This window comes from Nonomuraea sp. K271 (assembly GCF_009908215.1).
In the GTDB taxonomy this organism is placed as follows: domain Bacteria; phylum Actinomycetota; class Actinomycetes; order Streptosporangiales; family Streptosporangiaceae; genus Nonomuraea; species Nonomuraea longispora.
On the sequence record NZ_JAAAHR010000004.1, the window covers coordinates 1 to 21,256 of the forward strand.

At 70.3% G+C, this 21,256-nt stretch carries 17 protein-coding genes and 3 pseudogenes; 11 read left to right on the forward strand and 9 right to left on the reverse strand.

The features are described 5' to 3' along the window. Window positions 1-1,431, reverse strand: a 1,431-nt coding sequence (gene miaB / locus GUY59_RS02060; RefSeq protein WP_161714344.1) for a tRNA (N6-isopentenyl adenosine(37)-C2)-methylthiotransferase MiaB, incomplete at its 3' end; no start/stop codon positions are given. A gap of 138 nt (window positions 1,432-1,569) precedes the next feature. Between miaB and GUY59_RS02065 the strand changes: the two genes are divergently transcribed. The 6 genes from GUY59_RS02065 to GUY59_RS02090 all read left to right on the forward strand — a co-directional run bounded on the left by GUY59_RS02065 (window position 1,570) and on the right by GUY59_RS02090 (window position 7,641). Next, window positions 1,570-2,325, forward strand: coding sequence for an amino acid ABC transporter ATP-binding protein (locus GUY59_RS02065; RefSeq protein WP_138206492.1), 756 nt, complete (start codon window positions 1,570-1,572; stop codon window positions 2,323-2,325). Window positions 2,326-2,342: 17 nt separating this feature from the next. Further along, entirely contained in the window at window positions 2,343-3,203 is an 861-nt protein-coding gene (locus GUY59_RS02070) for a glutamate ABC transporter substrate-binding protein (RefSeq protein ID WP_138206490.1), read from the forward strand. Between the two features lie 58 nt (window positions 3,204-3,261). Beyond that, window positions 3,262-3,930, forward strand: a complete 669-nt coding sequence (locus GUY59_RS02075; protein ID WP_138206488.1) for an amino acid ABC transporter permease — start codon at window positions 3,262-3,264, stop codon at window positions 3,928-3,930. After that, entirely contained in the window at window positions 3,927-4,796 is an 870-nt protein-coding gene (locus GUY59_RS02080; protein WP_132332947.1) for an amino acid ABC transporter permease, read from the forward strand. Before GUY59_RS02075 ends, GUY59_RS02080 begins: the two co-directional genes overlap by 4 nt. A 144-nt stretch (window positions 4,797-4,940) precedes the next feature. Beyond that, window positions 4,941-5,786: a glutamate ABC transporter substrate-binding protein gene (locus GUY59_RS02085; RefSeq protein ID WP_138206502.1), complete on the forward strand. Its 846-nt coding sequence runs from the start codon at window positions 4,941-4,943 to the stop codon at window positions 5,784-5,786. Between the two features lie 49 nt (window positions 5,787-5,835). After that, window positions 5,836-7,641 carry a S9 family peptidase gene (locus GUY59_RS02090; RefSeq protein ID WP_236666754.1) on the forward strand — a complete coding sequence of 602 codons (1,806 nt, stop codon included), beginning with the start codon at window positions 5,836-5,838 and terminating at the stop codon, window positions 7,639-7,641. On the opposite strand, the gene rny is transcribed toward GUY59_RS02090, so the two are convergent. The 6 genes and pseudogenes from rny to GUY59_RS02110 form a co-directional block, all read right to left on the reverse strand. Continuing rightward, entirely contained in the window at window positions 7,638-9,254 is a 1,617-nt protein-coding gene (gene rny, locus GUY59_RS02095; RefSeq protein WP_132332946.1) for a ribonuclease Y, read from the reverse strand. The genes GUY59_RS02090 and rny overlap by 4 nt on opposite strands. Window positions 9,255-9,790: 536 nt before the next feature. Next, entirely contained in the window at window positions 9,791-10,843 is a 1,053-nt protein-coding gene (gene recX / locus GUY59_RS02100; RefSeq protein ID WP_236666755.1) for a recombination regulator RecX, read from the reverse strand. Window positions 10,844-10,854: 11 nt separating this feature from the next. Further along, window positions 10,855-11,433: pseudogene (locus GUY59_RS50480) on the reverse strand (intein-containing recombinase RecA); the annotation flags it as partial. Between the two features lie 192 nt (window positions 11,434-11,625). Then, window positions 11,626-12,438, reverse strand: a pseudogene (locus GUY59_RS51205) (intein-containing recombinase RecA); the annotation flags it as partial. After that, window positions 12,430-13,041: pseudogene (gene recA / locus GUY59_RS50490) on the reverse strand (recombinase RecA); the annotation flags it as partial. The pseudogenes recA and GUY59_RS51205, both read right to left, overlap by 9 nt. Window positions 13,042-13,400: 359 nt before the next feature. Continuing rightward, the gene (locus tag GUY59_RS02110; RefSeq protein ID WP_138206484.1) at window positions 13,401-13,610 is read right to left on the reverse strand and encodes a hypothetical protein; all 210 of its coding nucleotides are present in this window, start codon (window positions 13,608-13,610) and stop codon (window positions 13,401-13,403) included. A gap of 31 nt (window positions 13,611-13,641) precedes the next feature. Here GUY59_RS02110 and GUY59_RS02115 point away from each other — a divergent pair, with 31 nt between their 5' ends. Together GUY59_RS02115 and GUY59_RS48210 are read left to right on the forward strand one after the other, a co-directional pair. Continuing rightward, window positions 13,642-14,301: a hypothetical protein gene (locus tag GUY59_RS02115; protein ID WP_138206482.1), complete on the forward strand. Its 660-nt coding sequence runs from the start codon at window positions 13,642-13,644 to the stop codon at window positions 14,299-14,301. Between the two features lie 104 nt (window positions 14,302-14,405). Continuing rightward, on the forward strand, window positions 14,406-14,678 hold the full coding sequence (locus GUY59_RS48210; protein WP_138206480.1) for a hypothetical protein: 273 nt from the start codon (window positions 14,406-14,408) through the stop codon (window positions 14,676-14,678). 5 nt (window positions 14,679-14,683) lie between these two features. Here the strand turns inward: GUY59_RS48210 and GUY59_RS02125 are convergent, their stop codons facing one another. Then, window positions 14,684-14,878, reverse strand: a complete 195-nt coding sequence (locus GUY59_RS02125; protein WP_132341319.1) for a DUF3046 domain-containing protein — start codon at window positions 14,876-14,878, stop codon at window positions 14,684-14,686. A gap of 44 nt (window positions 14,879-14,922) precedes the next feature. On the opposite strand from GUY59_RS02125, the gene GUY59_RS02130 reads away from it, so the two are divergent. Beyond that, complete coding sequence (locus GUY59_RS02130; protein ID WP_138206478.1) at window positions 14,923-15,117, forward strand: hypothetical protein; 195 nt, start codon at window positions 14,923-14,925, stop codon at window positions 15,115-15,117. A 1-nt stretch (window position 15,118) separates the two neighbouring features. Here GUY59_RS02130 and GUY59_RS02135 read toward each other — a convergent pair whose 3' ends face one another. Then, window positions 15,119-15,607, reverse strand: a complete 489-nt coding sequence (locus tag GUY59_RS02135) for a VOC family protein (RefSeq protein ID WP_138206476.1) — start codon at window positions 15,605-15,607, stop codon at window positions 15,119-15,121. A gap of 83 nt (window positions 15,608-15,690) precedes the next feature. Here GUY59_RS02135 and GUY59_RS02140 point away from each other — a divergent pair, with 83 nt between their 5' ends. Next, window positions 15,691-20,349 carry an ATP-dependent helicase gene (locus GUY59_RS02140; RefSeq protein ID WP_442938946.1) on the forward strand — a complete coding sequence of 1,553 codons (4,659 nt, stop codon included), beginning with the start codon at window positions 15,691-15,693 and terminating at the stop codon, window positions 20,347-20,349. A gap of 166 nt (window positions 20,350-20,515) precedes the next feature. Beyond that, on the forward strand, window positions 20,516-21,193 hold the full coding sequence (locus GUY59_RS02145) for a GntR family transcriptional regulator (protein WP_161714345.1): 678 nt from the start codon (window positions 20,516-20,518) through the stop codon (window positions 21,191-21,193). Window positions 21,194-21,256: the final 63 nt, after the last annotated feature.

Sequence of the window (21,256 nt, forward strand, 5' to 3'; positions counted from 1 at the left end):
GCCGAGCAGCACCCCCGGGCCCGTCGAAGGACCGGCCTGGCGGGACTCCCAGGCGTCGCCCGCCCGGGTGCGCCTGACCTCGCGCACGGGCCCGTCGGCCACCAGGTGGTGCGGCGCGGCGTACGTCACCTCGACCGTCACCATGTCACCCGGCCGCGGAGTCTCCGAACCCGCGGCGAAGTGCACGAGCCGGTTGTCGGGCGCGCGGCCGGACAGCCGGCGGGTGGCGTCGTCCTTGCGGCCCTCACCCTCGGCGACCAGCACTTCGAGTGTCCGCCCCACCTGCTTCTTGTTCTCCTCCCACGAGACCTCCTCCTGGAGGGCCACCAGCCGCTCGTAGCGCTCCTGGACGACCTCCTTGGGGATCTGGTCGTCCATGGTCGCCGCGGGCGTGCCGGGGCGGATGGAGTATTGGAAGGTGAAGGCGTTGGCGAAGCGGCTCTGCCTGACCACGTCGAGCGTGCCCTGGAAGTCCTCCTCGGTCTCGCCGGGGAAGCCGACGATGATGTCGGTCGAGATGGCCGCGTCGGGCATGGCGGCGCGCACGCGTTCGATGATGCCGAGGTAGCGCTCGGCGCGGTAGGAGCGGCGCATCGCGCGCAGCACGCGGTCGGAGCCCGACTGCAGCGGCATGTGCAGCTGGTGCATGACGTTGGGCGTCTCGGCCATGGCGGCGATCACGTCGTCGGTGAACGCGGCGGGGTGGGGCGAGGTGAAGCGGACCCGTTCGAGGCCCTCGATCGAGCCGCACGAGCGCAGCAGCTTGCCGAAGGCCAGCCGGTCGCCGAACTCCACGCCGTAGGTGTTGACGTTCTGGCCCAGCAGGGTGACCTCGAGCACGCCCTGGCCGACGAGGGTCTCGACCTCGGCCAGGACCTCGCCGGGCCGGCGGTCCTTCTCCTTGCCGCGCAGGGAGGGGACGATGCAGAACGTGCACGTGTTGTTGCAGCCGACCGAGACGGCCACCCAGGCGGCGTAGGCGGACTCGCGCCTGGTGGGCAACGTCGAGGGGAAGACCTCGAGCGACTCCTTCAGCTCGACCTGCGCCTCGCCCTCGATGCGGGCGCGCTCCAGCAGCACCGGCAGCGAGCCGATGTTGTGGGTGCCGAAGACCACGTCGACCCATGGCGCCTTGCGGACGATCTCGCCCTGGTCCTTCTGCGCCAGGCAGCCGCCCACGGCGATCTGCATGCGTGGATTGCTCACCTTGGCCGGGCGCAGGTGTCCGAGGTTGCCGTAGAGGCGGTTGTCGGCGTTCTCCCGCACGGCGCACGTGTTGAACACGACCACGTCGGCGGTCTCGCCGTCGGGGGCTGGCACGTAGCCGGCGTCCTCCAGCAGGCCGGAGAGCCGTTCGGAGTCGTGGACGTTCATCTGGCACCCATATGTGCGCACTTCGTAGGTGCGGGCGCTCTCCTGGGTCACAGTCATGGCGCAATCCAGGGTAGTCGTTGTCAGGCTTGAGACGGCCCGTACCGATCTAAAAGACCAGCTTGACGGCACGATGTGATCGGATCGGTACCACCCGGTTAGTGACCAGCGTCTTATTGCCCTCTACCGTTTTGGTCCATGACGGAGAACGGCGACGGCGCTCCACTGGTTCGGTTGGAGAACGTCAACAAGCACTTCGGGGCGCTGCATGTCCTGAAGAACATCAACTTGACCGTCTCTCGTGGCGAGGTTCTGGTCGTCATCGGCCCGTCGGGCGGCGGGAAGTCCACACTCTGCCGTGCGATCAACCGGCTGGAGACGATCAGTGACGGGCAGATCATATTTGACGGCCAGGTGCTCCCCGAGGAGGGCAAGGCGCTGGCGAGGCTGCGTTCCGACGTCGGCATGGTCTTCCAGTCGTTCAATCTGTTCGCTCACAAGACCATCCGGGAGAATGTCACGCTCGGCCCCATCAAGGTGCGCGGACTTTCGCGCGATGCGGCCAACAAGCGTGCGATGGAGCTTCTCGAACGGGTAGGCATCGCGGCTCAGGCGGACAAATATCCGGCCCAGCTCTCCGGTGGCCAGCAGCAGCGGGTCGCCATCGCCAGGGCACTGGCCATGGACCCGAAGATGATCCTGTTCGACGAGCCGACCTCGGCACTGGACCCCGAGATGGTGCAGGAGGTGCTCGACGTCATGGTCGGGCTGGCGCGTGACGGGATGACCATGGTGGTCGTCACACACGAGATGGGTTTCGCCCGCCGCGCCGCCAACCGCGTGGTGTTCATGGCGGACGGGCAGATCGTCGAGGAGAACACCCCCGACGAGTTCTTCACCAACGCGCAGACCGACCGGGCGCGCGACTTCCTTTCGAAGATCCTCACGCACTGAGATTGAGGCAGGTACACATGCACATGCGTCGAACGGGAGCGCTGCTCTCCGTGGCGGCTCTGGCGGCCGGCCTGACGGCCTGCGGTGGCGACGAGCAGTCGTACGCCACCGTGCTGGAGAAGGTCCAGGGTGCCAACACGATCGTGGTCGGCACCAAGTGGGACCAGCCGAGCCTGGGCTTGAAGATGGGCGCCGAGCCCGAGGGATTCGACGTTGACGTGGCGAAGGCCCTGGTGAAGGAGCTGGCCGGCGGCAAGGAGGTCGAGATCGAATGGAAGGAGTCGGCCTCGTCCAACCGTGAGCCGTTCCTCCAGAACGGCACGGTCGACATGATCGTCGCCACCTATTCGATCACCGAGGAGCGCAAGGGCAAGGTCACCTTCGGCGGCCCCTACGTGGTCGCCCACCAGGACGTCATGGTCCGCAAGGACGACACGTCGATCAACAGCCCGCAGGACCTCAAGGGCAAGAAGATCTGCAAGGCGGCCGGCTCCAACTCCTACAAGCGCATCACCGACCCGCCTCCGGACGGCGAGCTCGACATCGACGCCACGACCGTCGACGCGGCCAACTACTCCGAGTGCGTGCAGAAGCTGAGCGGCAGCAACCTCGACGCCGTCACCACCGACGACCTGATCCTGGCGGGCTTCGCCAAGCAGGCCGGCGGCAACTTCAAGGTGCTGGGCCAGGGCTTCACCGACGAGAAGTACGGCGTCGGCCTGAAGAAGGGCGACACGAAGACCTGCGAGGCCGTCAACACCGCGGTGAAGAAGCTGTGGGACAACGGCACCATGAAGCAGCTGCTGGACAAGTGGTTCGGCGGCATCCAGGGCCTGAAGCTGTCGGAGGCCGCACCGCCGGCCGAGGGCTGCAGCTGATCACGTCGGCGACGGCGGCCGGCCCCCCGGCCGCCCGTCGCCCTTGCGGTGGAGCACGATGGACGAACTAATCACATACGCCCCCGACCTCGGGCTGGGGTTTCTGGAAAACGTCAAGCTCGCGCTCGTGGCCCTGGTCGCCTCCCTGGTCATCGGCACGATCCTGGTGGCGATGCGGGTCTCCCCCACGCCGGTGCTGCGCGCGGCGGGCACGATCTACGTCAACGTTGTCCGGAACACGCCCCTGACACTGGTGCTGGCGTTCTCGGCGCTGGGCCTGAGCGACCAGCTCGGCCTGGTCTTCTCCGGCGAGCCGCGGACCAACTCGTTCTGGCTCGTCGCGATGGGCCTGTCCCTCTACACGGCGGCCTTCGTGTGTGAGGCGCTGCGCTCGGGCGTCAACACGGTGCCGCTGGGCCAGGCCGAGGCGGCCAGGGCGATCGGCCTGACGTTCAGCCAGTCCCTGACGATGATCATCCTGCCGCAGGCATTCCGCTCGGTGGTCGCCCCGCTGGGCAGCGTGATCATCGCCATGATCAAGAACACCACGGTCGCCACCGCGGGCGGGTTCCTCGCCGACGCGGCGGCCGTGATGAAGGAGACCTTCGACCAGACCGGCGCGTCGATTCCCATCTTCCTCGGCATCGTCGTCGCCTTCATGGTGCTGACCATGCCGATCGGGTTCTTCACCGGCTGGTTGTCGCGGCGCTTGGCGGTGGCCCGATGAGCACATCTGTCCTGTTCGACGCCCCAGGCCGGCGCGGGCGGCTGCGCAACCACGCCCTCACCGTCGTCAGCCTCATCGCCGTCGCGGCGGTCGTCTACGGCGTCTACAGAGGATTCGACGCCAAGGGCCAGTGGGAAGGCAAGATCTGGGAGCCGTTCCTGCAGTGGGAGACGTGGGAGTTCTACATCATCCCGGGTCTCATCGGCACCCTGCGGGCGGCGGCGGTGGCCGCGGTGCTCGCGCTGGCCTTCGGCGCGATCTTCGGCCTGGCGCGGCTTTCCGACCATGCCTGGATCAGGGTCCCTGCCGGGGCGGTGGTGGAGGTCTTCAGGGCCATCCCGCTGCTGTTGCTGATCTTCTTCATCTTCTACCTGGCGCCGGTGCTGATGGGCGGCGGCGACTACGCGTTCATGGCGGTGGTCGTCGGCCTGATGCTCTACAACGGCTCCGTGCTGGCCGAGGTCGTCAGGGCCGGCGTGCAGGCCGTGCCCAAGGGGCAGTCGGAGGCCGCCTACGCGGTGGGCATGCGGAAGAACCAGGTCATGCGGCTGGTGCTGCTTCCGCAGGCTGTCACGGCGATGATGCCGGCGATCGTCAGCCAGCTCGTGGTGCTGCTGAAGGACACCGCGCTCGGCTACATCATCGCCTACGTCGACCTGCTCAACACCGGCTTCAAGATCCTTCCTGCCCGGTTCTTCGGCTCGTTGATCCCGGCGGCGATCGTCATCGGCATTATCTACGTCGCGCTCAACATGGCCCTGAGCTCCCTGGCCACCTGGCTGGAGGGTCGGAGCAGGCGCAGCCGCAAGACCGCGGCCAAGCCGGTCACGCCGGCCGTCGCGGGCATGGGCGAAGGCGCAGCCTGACGGTGTACGGGCGGCGAGCGCGCCGCCCGTACACCGATAGATGGCCAAGAAAGCCCCACATCTCCGTTGTAGGCGTTGCGAAACGCGCCTGTACGCGCTATTCAGCCGACAAGCTCCTTTTTACAGGAGATGATCGGGGTGACCATGCGTGGGGCGGCGCTCGCGGGGGCGGCCATGGCCGTGTGCCTGGCGGCGTGCGGCGGAAACGGCTCACTCCCCACCGTCGCCGAGAAGATCAGGGAAGGCGGCACGGTCACGGTCGGCACCAAGTGGGACCAGCCGGGCGTGGGCCTGAAGACCGGGCCCGGCGCCCCCGAGGGGTTCGACGTCGACGTCGCCCGCTACATCGTCCGCCACCTCGCCGGCGGCGAGGACGTACGCATCACATGGCGCGAGGCCCCCTCCTCCGTCCGTGAGGCGCTGCTGCAGAACGGCACCGTCGACATGGTCGTCGCCTCCTACTCCATCACCATGTCGCGCAAGCCCCGGGTGACGTTCGCGGGCCCGTACGTCACCGCGTACCAGGACACGATGGTCCGCTCCGGCGACACCTCCATCCAGAAGACGAGCGACCTGGCGGGCAAGCGCATCTGCCTGGCCAAGGGGTCCAACTCGTACCGCCGCATCGTCGACCCGCCGCCCGACGGCAAGCTGGACCTGCCCGCCATCCTCGTGCCCGCGGCCAACTACTCCGAGTGCGTACGCAAACTGCTCGACCTCCAGCTCGACGCGGTGAGCACCGAGAACCTGTCCCTGGCCGGCTACGTCGAGCAGGACCCCAAGAAGCTCAGGCTGCTCAACGACCCGATCAGCAGAGAGGAGTGGGCGGTCGGTCTCAAGGAGGGCGAGATCGCCACGTGCGAGGCCGTCAACGAGGCGATCACCTCGATGTGGCGGGACGGCACGGCCGCCCGGCTGCTGCAGAAGTGGTTCGGCAAGACGGGCCTCGACCTGCCCGCGGCTCCGCCGCCGCCCGCCGGATGTCCCTGATCCAAGATCCGGCCAGCACGCCGAGCGATCTTCCGGCAGGATGCGGGGTATGCCTTTCCGGCCCTCCCCCATCACGACCAGAGACGTGGCGCGATCAGGTGTGCGTCCGAGCTGGCCCACGGTCCTGGGCAGCCGGGTGTGGTGGACCGAGGACCGCCCCGACGAGGGCGGGCGCACCACGATCGTGTGCCGCGCCCCCGACGGCACCCACCGCGAGCTGCTGCTGGCCCCGTGGAGCGCGTGCACCCGGGTGCACGAGTACGGCGGCAGGCCCTACACCGTGACCCCCGGCGGCCAGGTGGTCTTCGCCAACCTGTCCGACCAGCGCCTCTACCTCCTGGGCGATGACGGCGAGCCGAAACCCCTCGCCGGCGACGGCCGCTACGCCGACCTGCTCGTGCACGACGGCCGGCTGTGGGGCGTACGCGAGCGGCACGGCGACGACGGCGAGATCGCCAGGGCCATCGTGTCCGTCCCGCTGGCCGGCGGCGACCCTCGCACCTGGGTCACGGGTTGCGACTTCTACGCCTCTCCCACCGTCTCCCCCGACGGGCGGCATCTGGCGTACGTGTGCTGGAACCACCCGCTCATGCCCTGGGACGGCACCGAACTCCGCGTCGTCGACCTCTCCAGCGGCGAGCAGTGGACCGTGCGGGGCGGCCCCGCCGAATCCGTGCTCGCCCCTGCCTGGAAGGACGACGCCCACCTCTACCTGATCTCCGACTGCTCAGGATGGTGGAACCTCTACGAGATCGGCCTGCGGGGCGGCGACGCCCGGGCGCTCCATCCCGCCGAGGAGGAGTTCGCGGCGCCGCCGTGGCAACTCGGCGGACGGCCGTACACCATGCTCGGCGACGGACGGCTCGCGGTCCTGCACGGGCGAGGCGACCTGCGGCTGGGCGTGCTCGATCCTGCTTCGGGGACGCTCACCGACCTCGACGTCCCCTGTTCCGGATGGGACGCGGCGCTGGCGGCCGAAGGCACGTCGGTGGTCGGCGTCGGCTATTCCGCCACACTCCCCCGGTCGGTCCTCCAGGTGGACGCGGACACGGGCACGTCCACGGCGCTCGGCCGGCACGACGCGCGCCTGCCGGCCCCCTCCTACCTGCCGCTTCCCCGGGCGGTCGAGACACCGGCCCCCGCGTTCCTCTATCCGCCGCACGGCCCCGCCACCACCGGCGCCCCACCGTACGTGATCTTCGTGCACGGCGGGCCGACGGCCCACGCCGACAGCGCGCTCGACCTGGAGAAGGCGTTCCTGACCTCGCGCGGCATCGGCGTGCTGGACGTCAACTACGGCGGCTCCACCGGCTACGGCAGGCGCTACCGCGACCGGCTCAAAGGGCAGTGGGGCCGACTCGACGTCGCCGACACGATCGCCGCCGCACAATGGCTGGCGGGCGAAGGCCTGGCCGACCCCGCAAAGATCGCCGTACGCGGCGGCAGCGCCGGGGGCTGGACCGTGCTGGCCGTCTGCTGCCGGTCCGACGTGTTCGCGGGCGGCGTCTCCTACTACGGCATCAGCGCGCTCGCGCCGCTCGCCCAGCACACCCACGACTTCGAGTCCCACTACGTCGAGTGGCTGGTGGGGCCGGAAGACCCGCACGTCTACGCCGCCCGCGAGCCGCTCGGCCTGGTGGACGGCGTGTCCTGCCCCATGTTGCTCCTGCAGGGCCTCGACGATCCCGTGGTGCCGCCCCAGCAGTCGGCCGCCTTCGCCGACGCGCTCGCCGAACGCGGCGTCCCGTGCACCTATCTCGCCTTCGACGGGGAGTCGCACGGCTTCCGCCGCGCCGAGACGCGGGCCGCGGCGCTCGCCGCCGAACTCGCCTTCTACCAGCAGCTCTTCGCCTAACGGGCGAACTCGGTGGCCCTCGACTCGCGTACGACGGAGATGCGGATCTGCCCCGGGTAGGTCAGCTCCTCCTCCACCTGCTTGGCCACGTCGCGGGCGATCACCTGCGCCTGGATGTCGTCGACCGCGTCGGGCTTGACCATGACCCGAATCTCCCGGCCGGCCTGCATGGCGAAGACCTTCTCCACGCCGTCGTACGACTGCGCGATCTCCTCCAGCCGCTCCAGCCGCTTGACGTACGCCTCCAGAGACTCCCGGCGGGCCCCCGGGCGGCTGCCGCTGATCGCGTCGGCGGCCTGCGTGAGCACCGCCTCGACGGTGCGGACCTCGACCTCGTTGTGGTGCGCCTCGATGGCGTGCACCACGTCCTCCTCCTCGCCGTAGCGGCGGGCGATCTCCGCGCCGATCAGCGCGTGACTGCCCTCGACCTCGTGCGTGAGCGCCTTGCCGATGTCGTGGAGCAGGGCGCAGCGCTTCATCAGCCGCTGGTTCATCTTCAGCTCGGCGGCCATGATGCCGGCGATGTGAGCGGACTCGATCAGGTGCTTCAGGACGTTCTGGCCGTAGGAGGTGCGGTAGCGCAACTGCCCGAGCAGCAGCGTCAGCTCGGGGTGCATGTCGGTGATGCCCAGCTCGACCAGGGCGTCCTCGCCGGCCCGCGCGCACAGGTCCTGGACCTCCTGGCGGCTGCGGTCGTGAGCCTCCTCGATGCGCTGCGGGTGGATGCGACCGTCCAGCACCAGCTTCTCCAGCGTCAGCCTGGCAGTCTCCCTCCGCACCGGGTCGAAGCACGACAGCAGCACCGCCTCGGGCGTGTCGTCGATGATCAGGTTGACCCCGGTGGTGGACTCGAAGGCGCGGATGTTACGCCCCTCGCGCCCGATGATGCGGCCCTTCATCTCGTCGCCCGGCAGGTGCAGCACGCTGACGACCGACTCCGCCGTCTGCTCCGCCGCCACCCGCTGCACGGCCAGCGTCACGATCTTGGTGGCCCGCTTCTCGCCCTCTTTACGGGCGGCACCCTCGATCTCCCTGACGATCAGCGCCGCTTCGCGCTTGGCCTGGTTCTCGATCTCCCTGACCAGCTCCGCCTTGGCCTGCGCGCCGGTCAACCCGGCGACCCGCTCCAGGACGACCCGCCGCTCCTGCTCCAGCTGAAGCAGCTCCTCACGCCGGTCGGCCAGCTCGACCTCGGTCTCGGCCAGCTTCCTGTCACGCTCGGACTGCCGTCTGGCCTCCTCGTCCAGGCGCTGCTCGCGCTCGGCCAGCCTGGCCTCCCTGCGCTCCAGATCAGTCCGTAGCTCCTTGAGCTCGGACTTGAGGATCCGGCTCTCCTCTTCCACCTCGCGCCGCATCTGGGCCGCGCTCTCCGCGGCGCTCTCCGACCTGCGCAGAATCTCCTCGGCGTCGGTCTCCGCCTTGTGGCGGATCTCCCGCGCCTCCTCACGAGCCTGCTCCAGCTCCTCGTGTACCGCCTGCACCTGCTCGGTGCTCGGCTTACCGGCACGCGGCGAAGGGCCGGACGTACGGCGTATGACGACGAGGAGCGCGACGATCATCCCGAACGCGAGCACGAGCACCGCCACCATCAGCACCACGACCAGCGGCCCCATGTGCGCCCCGCCCTCCTCGCGTCGTCAACACCTCATAACGCGGCCACAAAACGGGAGGGGTCACAAGCACGCCACGGACAGCCCGGTCGACACCCAGCCAAGGCGGACCGGGCGTCGGCCCGAAAACCCGACACCTCGCCTGCCTCGATCGCCCAAGCTCGCTCGTCCGTCGTTCACCGGTATGGCAATCCGCACTGCGCGGAGTAACTCCTCACTGCCGTCGAGGTTATGCGTCGAACAGGTCACGAGCAAGCAAACGCGTCTCCAAGCGTGTCTTACGGGGCCGCATCGCCGCACCCACCACAAGATCCGTCATCACCCCCAGATATGCCGGGATACCCGGCCAGACCATGCTTGAAGGGGAATTCCGGGCATGGGTCTCGCTCGGGAGAGGCCTCAGGACGCGGCCTCCCGGAAGGGGCATCCTCGTGGAGGTGCGCAGGCAAAGGTTCCGTTTACGTCGAAGGGCTTGGGCGGGCCGGTACGCCCCGTCCAAGCAAGAGCTCGTCGAACCGTCGCGGCCGGGCGGGGACCTCTCAGGGGAAGTCTTCCTCCATGTCGATGCCCTCCTGCTCCAGGGCTTCCCGAATGACGCGGAAGGCGAGGCCCGAGGAGTAACCCTTGCGGGCGAGCATGCCGGCCAGGCGGCGGGTGCGGGCGCGTGGGTCGAGAGAACGGGTCGCGGCCAGCTTGCGCTCCACGAGTCGCCGGGCGGTCTCCGCCTCCTGGTCGGGGTCGAGGCGGTCGACGGCTTCGTTGACCGTGTCGGTGTCGACGCCGCGATGGCGCAGCTCGGCGGCCAGGGCTCGCTTGGCCAGGCCGCGACCGTGGTGCCTGGAGTCGACCCAGGCCGCGGCGAACGCCTCATCGTCGATCAGCCCCAGCTCCGAGAACCGGCTGAGCACCGCTTCGGCTGCGTCGTCCGGCACTTCCCGCTTGCGCAGGGCCTCGGCGAGCTGGGCTCGTGTCTTGGGAGCCATGGTGAGCAGGCGCAGGCAGATGGCTCGGGCCACCGACTCCGGATCGGCCCCGGCCGGGCTTTCGGCCTCAGGGCCCTCAGGAAGCCATCCTTTCGCCCTCCTGTCACCGCGCCTGCCGGATCTGCCCGCCTTGCTGGACCGGCGCCCTCGGCCCGATCTCCTCTCGCCACCGTCCGCTTGGTCGTCAGCGAACCAACTGCTCCCGGCCAGCACCTCGGAATGCCATCCACCCCCATGGCCGGGAGCCGAAGGATCGGCCGGACCGCCGTCACGCGCACCAGAGCCGCCGGACTGCGGTGGCGGAGAGCCGGTCGTGCCCTGCCCCGGCTTGGCATGGGCGTCCGGAACGCCCTCACCGTCACGCGCCGGACCGTCGTCGGCCGGGCGGAAGCGACCCGGCGCCGGAGGCGGGGAGCCGGGCATGCCGAGGGCTTCCGCGGAGCTGCCGGAGCCCGTCACATCGCCGGACTCGGTGTCGGAGGCGCGCGGGCGGTTGCGCCACTCGCCGAGGGACGGCCAGCCGTCCGCCGACGAAAGAGCACGGTCGCCGCCCCGCGCCGAGGTGGTGGGCCAGGCGCCCCGGTTGTGCGGCTGGTCGGGGTTGCTCATAGGACAGACGCTCAGACGTCACCCGGCTTGGGGGTGGACTTGGAGCCCCGGCCGGAAGGAGCGGCCGCAGGGGCCGGAGCTGCTGCCGCGGCCTCGACGGGGGCGTCGAGGCGCGGGCCGACGCCCAGCTTGTCCTTGATCTTCTTCTCGATCTCGTTGGCCATGTCGGGGTGGTTGCGCAGGAAGTTGCGCGCGTTCTCCTTGCCCTGGCCGAGTTGGTCGCCTTCGTACGTGTACCAGGCGCCGGACTTGCGGACGAAGCCGTGCTCCACACCCATGTCGATGAGGCCGCCCTCGCGGGAGATGCCCACACCGTAGAGGATGTCGAAGTCGGCGACCCGGAAGGGCGGGGCCATCTTGTTCTTGACGACCTTGATCCTGGTGCGGTTGCCGACCGCCTCCGTGCCGTCCTTGAGCGTCTCGATGCGGCGGATGTCCATCCGGACCGAGGCGTAGAACTTCAGCGCCTTGCCACCGGTCGTCGTCTCGGGGCTGTTGTGCACCATGACACCGTCGACGAAGTAGTTGTGCGTCCCCTCGATTTCGAGGTCGAACTTCCTCATCGAGCGGGTCTGGGGCTTGATGCGAATGTCGAGGATCCGTGAAGGCACAAGCCGCGGCTCGGGGTCGGCGAATTCCGGCTCGACCACGAACTGACCGCGGTAGCGCGGCAGGAGCTTATAGGCCATCGAGGGGTGGACGTAGGGCGCCACCAGCTTCTGGAACGTGGCCGACGACGCCGTGTCGAACTGCAGGACGGCCGTGCCCCGGGTCCCGCGGTGCTGAACCTGCACGTTGAGGCCATAGGTGTCACACAGGTAGTCGCGCAGACGCTCCTGGGAGCCCTGGCTCATCGCCTCGACGCAGATCTCGATGCGACCGGAACCGCCTTCGGTGCGCTGCTGCAGCCCTTTCGAACGGATCGCGAACGAGCCGTCGTCCATGTACCACACCGCCAGAGCCAGCGGTGTCAGCGCCTTGAGGTATTCCGACGTAATGTGCTTCTTGTCCCCACCGAGATAGACCACCTGGCGCAGCTCATCGAGCTCGGGCAGAGGAGTGAAGTCGGCGAAGCCCGCGCCCTTGGCATTAGTGCTGCGGCTGTGGGGAATGTTGCCGAGCATCGAGCACTTCCAGGACAGATAGTCCTCCTGCTTGGCGCTGTGCCCCATGCGGAAGCGAGCGCCGGTGCGGCCGCGACGATTGGGCGACAGGCTTCCATCGCCCATCAGCGACCCCAGGATGACCTGCCACTGCTTATCGCTCAGACGATGGGTCTCCGTGAGCATGACGCGATCTCCCGCAATCAGCTCACCGGCGTCTCGCCAGCCGCCCGGAGTGCGGATCTGGTGGTTCTCCGTCGCGGCGAACTGGGCCCTTCCGTTTCCGCCCGACTTGGCCACAGTGAACTGCAGGAAGCGCTCGGCGTTGCCGTTGTCGAACCAGTTGACGATGCGGCGGGGAACGAGCTTGTCGGTCGCCGGGTCGTAGGAGAGAACCTCGACGTCCATCTTCTGATTGACGATCTTGCCGATTTTCTCCTGTGTGCCGTCGGCGAGCGTGACCCGTGTGCCGTACGACATGCAGCCGAACATGACGCCGATCTTCTCGCGGAGCTGGTTGATGAAGATCGCGGTGGTGCCGGTGCTGCTCAGGGCGCCGGCGATCTTGCGCAGCGCCTGGGACATGAGGCGGGCCTGGAGGCCGACGTGGCTGTCGCCCATCTCGCCCTCGATCTCGGCCTTGGGCACGAGCGCGGCCACCGAGTCGATGACGATGATGTCGACGGCGCCGGACCTGATGAGCATGTCGGCGATCTCGAGCGCCTGCTCGCCGGTGTCGGGCTGCGAGACCAGCAGGGCGTCGGTGTCGACCCCGAGCTTCTTGGCGTATTCCGGGTCGAGGGCGTGCTCGGCGTCGACGAACGCCGCGATGCCGCCGGCCCGCTGGGCGTTGGCCACCGCGTGCAGGGCGATGGTCGTCTTGCCCGAGGACTCGGGACCGTAGACCTCGACGATGCGGCCGCGCGGCAGGCCGCCGATGCCGAGAGCCACGTCAAGGGAGATCGACCCGGTGGGGATCACCTCGATGGGAGCTCGGGCGTCGTCACCCAGGCGCATCACTGAGCCCTTGCCGAACTGCCGCTCGATCTGAGCGAGCGCGGTCTCGAGGGCCTTCTCGCGGTCGTTGATAGCCATGGAGCTCCCCCTGGAGGGTCGTGGTCCGGTCAGTCGAGTGAAAGCTACGGCCTGCCACCGACATTTTCGGGACTGCCGGGGAAGACGTGGCTCGGCGCTCTCTCATCGTAGCCGAACGGCTGTTCGATCACAGTAGGAACACGCCACGATCCGCGCCCGCCCGGAAGCCGATCAGCGCAGGTGCCCAAGGTACGCCAGGACGTGCCGGCGACGCCGGGGTTTCCGCACCGCCAGGGCCGTCCACCAGGGCAGGCCGACAGCGGCGGTCCGCACGCCCGCCGGAGAAGCAGCGCACCGGGGACCGCCCACCGGGGAGCACAGCGGGGAACCCACCGGGCAGCAAGCGGCGGGCACAGCGGTCAGGGGTCGTCAGGTTCCGGTGCGGTGAGAAGGCGGAGGGCCGTCGCGAACAGCTCCGGAGGACAGCGCTCGGGGGCCAGCAGGACGAGCGGCCGCATGCCGATGTCGAGGGACTTCAGAATGGCGTCGGCCTGCGCGTAGGGAAGCCCGGCCAGCGCGCTGCCCGGCGGCGACAGCGGGTGCCGCCCTTCGCCGGCGGGCGCGCTCAACCAGGACTACGCCGACCGGCTCGGCATCCCGATGTACGGCCACACGGCCGGCAGGACCCTCTACGGCGAGCACAAGGCGTACCAAGGGCGCGTGGACCGCCTGACGATGGGCGACCTCGGCATCGGCGGCCTGCCGGTCCACACGATCCCCGACACGATCCGGATCACCGCGCCCGACGGGAGGGTCACCCAGGGCGCCATCGGCACGAGCGTCCTGTCACGGTTCCTGTCCACCATCGACTACCCGGACGAGGCGCTGGTGCTGCGGCAGAACACGCGCGCCCACATCCGGGCGCGGCACAGCGCTCCCATGTGGTTCCTCGGCGATCACCACCTGCTGTCCCACGGCACCGTGAACGACCTGGACCGGATGGTGTTCTTCGTCGACACGGGCGGCGACGACATCGGCTTCACCGCGCCCCGCACCACCTTCGACGCCGCCGGCATCACGATTCCGCCGGGCGAGGGCCTCCACCAGGTGACCGTGGAGACGGTGACGCTGGGCTCCGCCACCCGCCGTCAGGTTCCCGGCCTGGCTGGTGCGTTCCCCGGCTGGTTCGAGGACGGCTTCGGGTTCCGCATCGGCGGGCTGCCGGCCCACGCGTTCTTCAAGCCGTACGCGCTAACGTTCGACTTCGCGCGTATGCGCGTCCTCATGGACCCGAGGCGCGCGGACCCGCGCTCCGCGTGACGCCGCGACCTCGCCACGTGATGTTCGGGCACGGTTGGCCCCGGCGTGTTGTCATGCGCGGTGAGCTGGGGAGACTCACTGCAGGGCGACGGCTTGGAGGCGACGTGGCGAGCGGCTTCACCGGGGAACGGCGCGTCCACCTGGAGGCTCTCGCGGAGCTGCTGCCCGCCGTGGGCCTGGTCGGCCGGCTGGTCGGTGAGGACGATCCGGTGTTGTGGGTGTGGCATCCGCACACCGGCCGCCAGACGATCATCTTCGCCACTCCGTCAGGAGAGGGCTGGCTCTTCCTGTGGTCACCCGGCGGGCAGGGCAGCGCGGACGATCTGGCGCGTACGGCCGCCGCGCTGCGCGAGGCGCTGGACGATGCCCGGCCGTAGCGGCTTCAGCGCAGCTTGGGCGGGACGTCCTCCACCTGGCACACGGCACGCCAGACGGTCTTGGCGCTCTCGCCGTCGGCCAGCGCCTGCATCACCGTCCGCCCGCCGAGCGGGGCGAGCACGTAGTCGCGCGCCCATGACTCGGCGTAGGCCTCACCGAAGTGAGCGTTCATCCGTCTCCAGAACTCGGTCAGGCGCATGCACCCAAGTATGGAAGCCCGCCGGAGGTGGGTAGGACATCCCCATGCCAAAGACCCCTAAGTCTTCACCCCCCAAGTCAGCCGCCGCCAGGGCCAACCGGGCCAAGCGCCGCCGGCTCCAGCTCGCGCTGCGGCTCGCCGTACGGAAGGAGAAGGAGGAACGGGCCGAGCGGCACGCCGGCATCAGGCGGTTACCGCGTGCGGGCGGGCCGCGGACGCGCAGAGCGTCGCGGCGCTAGGTCACATCACCCGCGCGCCGTACATCTCACCGAGATGGTCGGCGAGCAGCTCCAGGCGGGCGCCGTCGGGGTCCTTGAAGTAGATGGAGGCGCCGCTCTCGATCTGGTGCGGCACGCCGGCCATCTCCAGCTTCCCGCGCAGCCGTTCCCACGTGGCGGGGTCGACGGAGATCGCGATGTGGTGCAGCCCGCCCAGCACTTCCTGGTACGGCCCGAGGTCGAGGCCGGGGAAGTCGAAGAAGGCGAGCAGGTTGCCGTTGCCGATGTCGAAGAAGAAGTGGCTGGAGCCCTTGTAGTCGCGGTTCTCGATGATCTCGGTGAGCGGGAACTCCAGGAGTTCCTGGTAGAACGTTATGGTCCTTTCCACGTCGGACGACAGCAGGGCGAGATGGTGGAGGCCGCGTGCGCTGCTGGACGGCCGGTGCGGTAAGACGTAACGCCGCCTGAGCTCCGCACGGCGGGCTTCGATGGACGCGTAGTCAATGGTCACGGTCGCTCTATGTCCGCCATGGCACCCGCTCAATCACGCGCCGTCGTGCGAATGACGTTTCTGTCGGTGTGGCGAGGCAGTATGTGGTGGTGAGCTCGCTCAACCACTTCAGCCAGGTGACCAGGCAATGGTTCACCGGGGCGTTCGAGGATCCCACCGCCGCCCAGGAGGGGGCGTGGGAGTCGATCGCGCGCGGCGACAACACCCTGGTCGTCGCTCCCACGGGGTCGGGCAAGACGCTGGCGGCGTTCCTGTGGTCGCTCGACCGGCTCGCCGCGGCGCCGGTCGACGAGCAGGCCGGGCGCAAGGGCTCCCGCGTGCTCTACGTGTCGCCGCTCAAGGCGCTGGCCGTCGACGTCGAGCGCAACCTGCGTGCGCCGCTGGCGGGCATCAAGCAGACGGCGCGGCGGCTCGGGCTGCCGGTGCCGGAGATCTCGGTGGCGATCCGCTCGGGCGACACCCCGGCGCAGGACCGCAGGCGGTTCGCCGCCAGGCCGTCCGACATCCTGATCACGACGCCGGAGTCGCTCTTCCTGCTGCTCACCAGCCAGGCCCGCGAGGCGCTGCGCGAGGTCGAGACGGTGATCGTCGACGAGGTGCACGCGGTCGCGGCCACCAAGCGGGGCGCGCATCTGGCGCTCACCCTGGAGCGGCTCGACGCGCTGCTCGAGCGGCCGGCGCAGCGCATCGGGCTGTCGGCGACCGTGCGCCCGGTGAGCGAGGTGGCGGCGTTCCTGGGCGGGGTCCGTCCGGCCACCGTGGTGCAGCCTCCGTCGGAGAAGCAGATCAAGATCGAGGTCGTCGTCCCGGTCGAGGACATGACGGAGATGGAGGGCGGAAGGCCGCAGGAGGGCGGGGAGTTCGCGCCCGAGCCGGGCGGCAGGTCGATCTGGCCGCACGTCGAGGACCGCCTCTTCGACCTGATCGGGGCGCACAGCTCGACGATCGTCTTCGCCAACTCGCGGCGGCTGGCCGAGCGGCTGTGCACCCGGCTCAACGAGCTGGCCTATGAGCGCGAGCACGGCGCGGAGACCGTCGATCTGTCGATCTGGGAGACGGGTCCGCCCGACCGGCCGTCCGCCGGCGGCGAGCCTCCCCGGCGCCCGCCCGCCGAGATGATGGCGCAGGCCGGATCCGCCAAGGGCGTCGTGACGGAGATCGTACGCGCTCACCACGGCTCGGTTTCCAAGGAGGAGCGGGCGCAGATCGAGGAGGCGCTCAAGTCGGGCCGGCTGCCCGCCGTGGTCGCCACCTCCAGCCTGGAGCTGGGCATCGACATGGGCGCGGTCGACCTGGTCGCGTGCGTGGAGGCGCCGCCGAGCGTGGCCAGCGGGCTGCAGCGCATCGGCCGGGCGGGCCACCAGGTGGGGGCGGTGTCCAAAGGGGTGATCTTCCCGAAATACCGCGGCGACCTGGTGCAGACGGCCGTGGTGGCCGAGCGGATGAAGAGCGGCGAGATCGAGGAGCTGCGCTATCCGCGCAATCCGCTCGACGTGCTGGCCCAGCAGATCGTCGCCATGACGGCGCTCGACGAGTGGACGGTCGACGAGCTGGAGTCCGTGGTGAGGCGGGCCGCCCCCTACGCCACGCTGCCGCGCACCGCGCTGGAGGCGACGCTCGACATGCTGGCCGGGCGCTATCCGAGCGAGGAGTTCGCCGAGCTTCGCCCGCGCATCGTGTGGGACCGCGTGACCGGCGTCCTCCAGGGGCGCCCGGGCGCGCAGCGGCTCGCGGTCACCAACGGCGGCACCATCCCCGACCGCGGCCTGTTCGGGGTGTTCCTCGTGGGCGAGCGGTCCTCCAGGGTGGGCGAGCTCGACGAGGAGATGGTCTACGAGTCGCGCGTGGGCGACGTGTTCGTGCTGGGCGCGACGTCCTGGCGGATCGAGGACATCACGGCCGACCGGGTGCTGGTCTCGCCGGCGCCGGGCCAGCCGGGCAAGCTGCCGTTCTGGCACGGCGACGCGCCGGGCCGCCCGGCCGAGCTGGGCAAGGCGATCGGGCGGTTCCTGCGCGAGCAGGCCCAGCAGGGCTCCACCGACCGCATGCGGGCGGCGGGGCTCGACGCCTACGCCGCGGGCAACCTGCTCTCCTACCTCAACGAGCAGCGCGAGGCCACCGGCTACGTCCCCGACGACCGCACGCTGCTGGTCGAGCGCTTCCACGACGAGCTGGGCGACTGGCGGGTGGTGATCCACTCCCCCTACGGCGCGCGGGTGCACGCCCCGTGGGCGCTCGCGATCAACCGGCGGCTGCGCGAGCGCTACGGCGTCGACGTGCAGGCCGTGCACTCCGACGACGGCATCGTGCTGCGCATCCCCGACACGCTGGCCGAGCCGCCCACCGATGTGGCGGCCTTCGACGCCGAGGAGATCGAGCAGATCGTCACCGAGGAGCTGGGCGGGTCGGCCATGTTCGCCTCCCGGTTCAGGGAGTGCGCGGGGCGGGCGCTGCTGCTGCCGCGCCGCACGCCGGGCCGGCGCAGCCCGCTGTGGCAGCAGCGGCAGCGGGCCGCCCACCTGCTGGGCGTGGCCTCCCAGTACGCCTCGTTCCCGATCGTGCTGGAGACGATGCGCGAGTGCCTGCAGGACGTCTTCGACGTGCCGGGCCTCGTCCGGCTCATGCGCGACATCGCCGCGCGCAGGGTGCGGCTGGTGGAGGTGGAGACCTCGCAGGCCTCGCCGTTCGCGGCGTCGTTGTTGTTCCACTACGTGGGCGCGTTCATGTACGAAGGCGACGCGCCGCTGGCCGAACGCCGGGCGCAGGCCCTGGCGCTGGACACCTCGCTGCTGGCCGAGCTGCTCGGGCAGGCCGACCTGCGCGAGTTGCTCGACCCCGACGTGATCTCCGACAGCGAGCGCGAGCTGGCCCGGCTCGACCGGCCGCTGCGCGACGCGGAGGACCTCGCCGACCTGCTGCGCTCGCACGGCCCGCTGCTCGCGCCCGACGTGAGCGTACGCGGCGGCGACCCCGCCTGGCTGGAGGAGCTCGAACGCGCGCGGCGGGCGATCAGGGTGCGGGTCGCGGGCGAGGAACAGTGGGCGGCCGTGGAGGACGCGGCGCGGCTGCGTGACGCGCTCGGCGTGCCGCTGCCTGTGGGGATTCCGCACGTCTTCCTCGAACCGGTCGCCGACCCCCTGGCCGACCTGGTGGCCCGGCACGCCCGCACGCGCGGGCCCTTCCACGCCGGCACGGCCGCGGCCAGGTTCGGGCTGGGCGTCGCCGTGGTGACGGACGCGCTGCGGCGGCTCGCCGTGACGGGACGGGTCGTCAGCGGCGAGTTCCGGCCCGGCGGGCGGGGCGGGGAGTGGTGCGACGCCGGGGTGCTGCGCATGTTGCGCCGCAGGTCGCTGGCACGGCTCCGCAAGGAGGTCGAGCCGGTCGCGCCGGAGACGCTGGCGGTCTTCCTGCCCGCCTGGCACGGCATCACCGGCTCGGGCACGTCCTCGGCCGAACGGGCCGGGGCGGCCAGGGCGATGGACGCCCTGGTGCGCTCCATCGAGCAGCTCCAGGGGACGGCCGTGCCCGCGTCGGCGCTGGAGACACTGGTGCTGCCCGCGCGGGTGCCCGGCTACCATCCGGCGCTGCTCGACGAGCTGACCTCGTCCGGCGAGGTCATGTGGGCGGGGCAGGGCTCGCTGCCGGGCGGCGACGGCTGGGTGTCCCTCTACTTCACCGACACCGCGCCGCTGCTGCTGCCCGAGCCCGCCGAGATCACCATGACGCCCGTGCACGAGCGTGTGCTGGAGTTGCTGGGCGGCGGCGGCGCGCTGTTCTTCCGCGGGATCTCCGACCAGCTCGGCTCGCTCGACGACACGACCCTCGTCGCCGCGCTGTGGGACCTGGCGTGGGCGGGGCGGGTGTCGGGCGATACGCTCGCGCCGCTGCGGGCGACGCTCGGCACCGGACGGCCCGCCCACCGGCCCGCCACCACGCGGCGGCGCCGGGCGGTGCTGCCGAGCCGGAGCGGGCCGCCGACGGTGGCCGGGCGGTGGTGGTTGCTGCCCGCACCCGCGCCCGACGCGACGCAGCGGGCCAACGCCCAGGCCGAGGTGCTGCTCGAACGGCACGGCGTGGTGACGCGCGGGTCGGTGACCTCCGAGCGCCTGCCCGGCGGGTTCTCGCCGGTCTACCAGGTGTTGCGGGCGTACGAAGAGAGCGGGCGATGCCGGCGGGGCTACTTCGTCGAAGGGCTGGGGGGTGCCCAGTTCGCGCTGCCGGGGGCGGTCGACCGCATGCGGGCCATGGCACCGGGCATCGCCCCCTCCGCGCCCGCCTTCACCCCTGAGACCGGCCTCGGACCGGGAACCGCACACGGGCCAGGACTGGGGGGCTGGGCCGCATCCGCGGGTGCTGGGCGATCCGGGGACTCCGGGCGGCGGGCCGTGGTGCTCGCCGCCGCCGACCCGGCCAACCCGTACGGCGCCGCGCTCCCGTGGCCCCAGCATCCCGGCGACGTCGGGCACAAACCGGGCAGGAAGGCCGGGTCCCTGGTGGTCCTGGTGGACGGCCATCTGGTGCTGTACGTCGAGCGAGGCGGCAAGACGCTGCTGTCGTTCTCCGACGACGAACGCCTGCAGCCGGCCGTCGACGCCCTGGCACTGGCCGTACGCGACGGCGCGCTGGGCAAGCTGACCGTGGAGCGGGCCGACGGGGGCTCCATCGTCGACTCCCCGCTGGCGGCGGCGCTCGAGGCGGCCGGTTTCCATCCGACACCTCGCGGGCTGCGCCTGCGCGCCTGATGCGATCGCGGCTCGGGAGCCGTGCCTGATGGGGTTGCGGGGTGGGGTGGTCCGTACTCCGGGCGTGATGAATGCGGCACGGGCCTGTGGCTCACCTGCGCGCGAAGCGCTGCGCCGCGGCGGTCGCCGGGCCATAAAGACCGGGCTGTATACGATAAGTCGTCATATGACTGAGTTGACGCTGGGCGCGACCCACCGGACCTTACGCGACGAGGTCACCAGTGAACTGCGGCGCCGTATCCTCTCGGGCGAGCTCGCCCAGGGTGAACGGCTGGTCGAGGATCGGCTGGCCGGCGCGCTCGGCGTCTCACGCAACCCGGTGCGGGAGTCCATCCGGGTGCTGGCCGCCGAGGGCTTCATCGAGGTCGTCCCCCGGCTCGGCGCCACGGTCGCGCGCCTGTCCGCGGAGGAGGGTGAGGAGCTCTTCGACGTGCGCATGGCGATCGAGGGGCTCGCGGCCCGGCTGGCGGCGCGCAAGCGCAGCCCGTCCTCCGCCGAGCGGCTGCGGCAGGTGCTCGACCAGGCCAGGGAGGCGGTGGACGGCGGGCGCCTTGAGCAGGTGGCCGACCTCAACACCGCCTTTCATCTGGCCGTGGGCGAGGCGGCGGGCAACTCCTACCTGAGCTTGATGATGAAGCCGATGTTGCTGCGGGCGCAGTGGGTCTTCAGCCAGACCGCCGCCGCCCGGGGCCCGCATTCGTGGTCGGAACACCTGAGCATGTACGAAGCCATCGCCGCCGGCGACGAGGACGAGGCGCAGGCCAGGGCGACCGCGCACGTGGCCGCGGCACGAAGATCGTTCCTGGCGGCCGTGGACCGTACTAGGAAACACCCGAACGATTAGAAAACGGTCAGATAACAACACAGCGTTATGAAACACTTATGAAATGTCAGGTCTTGTATACAG

What these genes read in the sequence shown, in the direction of transcription:
- rny (WP_132332946.1), bottom strand. Translation starts at nt 9,254, where the DNA reads ATGGGGCCGCTGGTCGTGGTGCTGATGGTGGCGGTGCTCGTGCTCGCG.
- GUY59_RS02115 (WP_138206482.1), top strand. Translation starts at nt 13,642, where the DNA reads ATGTACGGCCACACGGCCGGCAGGACCCTCTACGGCGAGCACAAGGCG.
- GUY59_RS02075 (WP_138206488.1), top strand. Translation starts at nt 3,262, where the DNA reads ATGGACGAACTAATCACATACGCCCCCGACCTCGGGCTGGGGTTTCTG.
- GUY59_RS02080 (WP_132332947.1), top strand. Translation starts at nt 3,927, where the DNA reads ATGAGCACATCTGTCCTGTTCGACGCCCCAGGCCGGCGCGGGCGGCTG.
- GUY59_RS02090 (WP_236666754.1), top strand. Translation starts at nt 5,836, where the DNA reads ATGCCTTTCCGGCCCTCCCCCATCACGACCAGAGACGTGGCGCGATCA.
- GUY59_RS02145 (WP_161714345.1), top strand. Translation starts at nt 20,516, where the DNA reads ATGACTGAGTTGACGCTGGGCGCGACCCACCGGACCTTACGCGACGAG.
- GUY59_RS02065 (WP_138206492.1), top strand. Translation starts at nt 1,570, where the DNA reads ATGACGGAGAACGGCGACGGCGCTCCACTGGTTCGGTTGGAGAACGTC.
- GUY59_RS02130 (WP_138206478.1), top strand. Translation starts at nt 14,923, where the DNA reads ATGCCAAAGACCCCTAAGTCTTCACCCCCCAAGTCAGCCGCCGCCAGG.
- GUY59_RS02070 (WP_138206490.1), top strand. Translation starts at nt 2,343, where the DNA reads ATGCACATGCGTCGAACGGGAGCGCTGCTCTCCGTGGCGGCTCTGGCG.
- GUY59_RS02085 (WP_138206502.1), top strand. Translation starts at nt 4,941, where the DNA reads ATGCGTGGGGCGGCGCTCGCGGGGGCGGCCATGGCCGTGTGCCTGGCG.
- GUY59_RS02125 (WP_132341319.1), bottom strand. Translation starts at nt 14,878, where the DNA reads ATGCGCCTGACCGAGTTCTGGAGACGGATGAACGCTCACTTCGGTGAG.
- recX (WP_236666755.1), bottom strand. Translation starts at nt 10,843, where the DNA reads ATGAGCAACCCCGACCAGCCGCACAACCGGGGCGCCTGGCCCACCACC.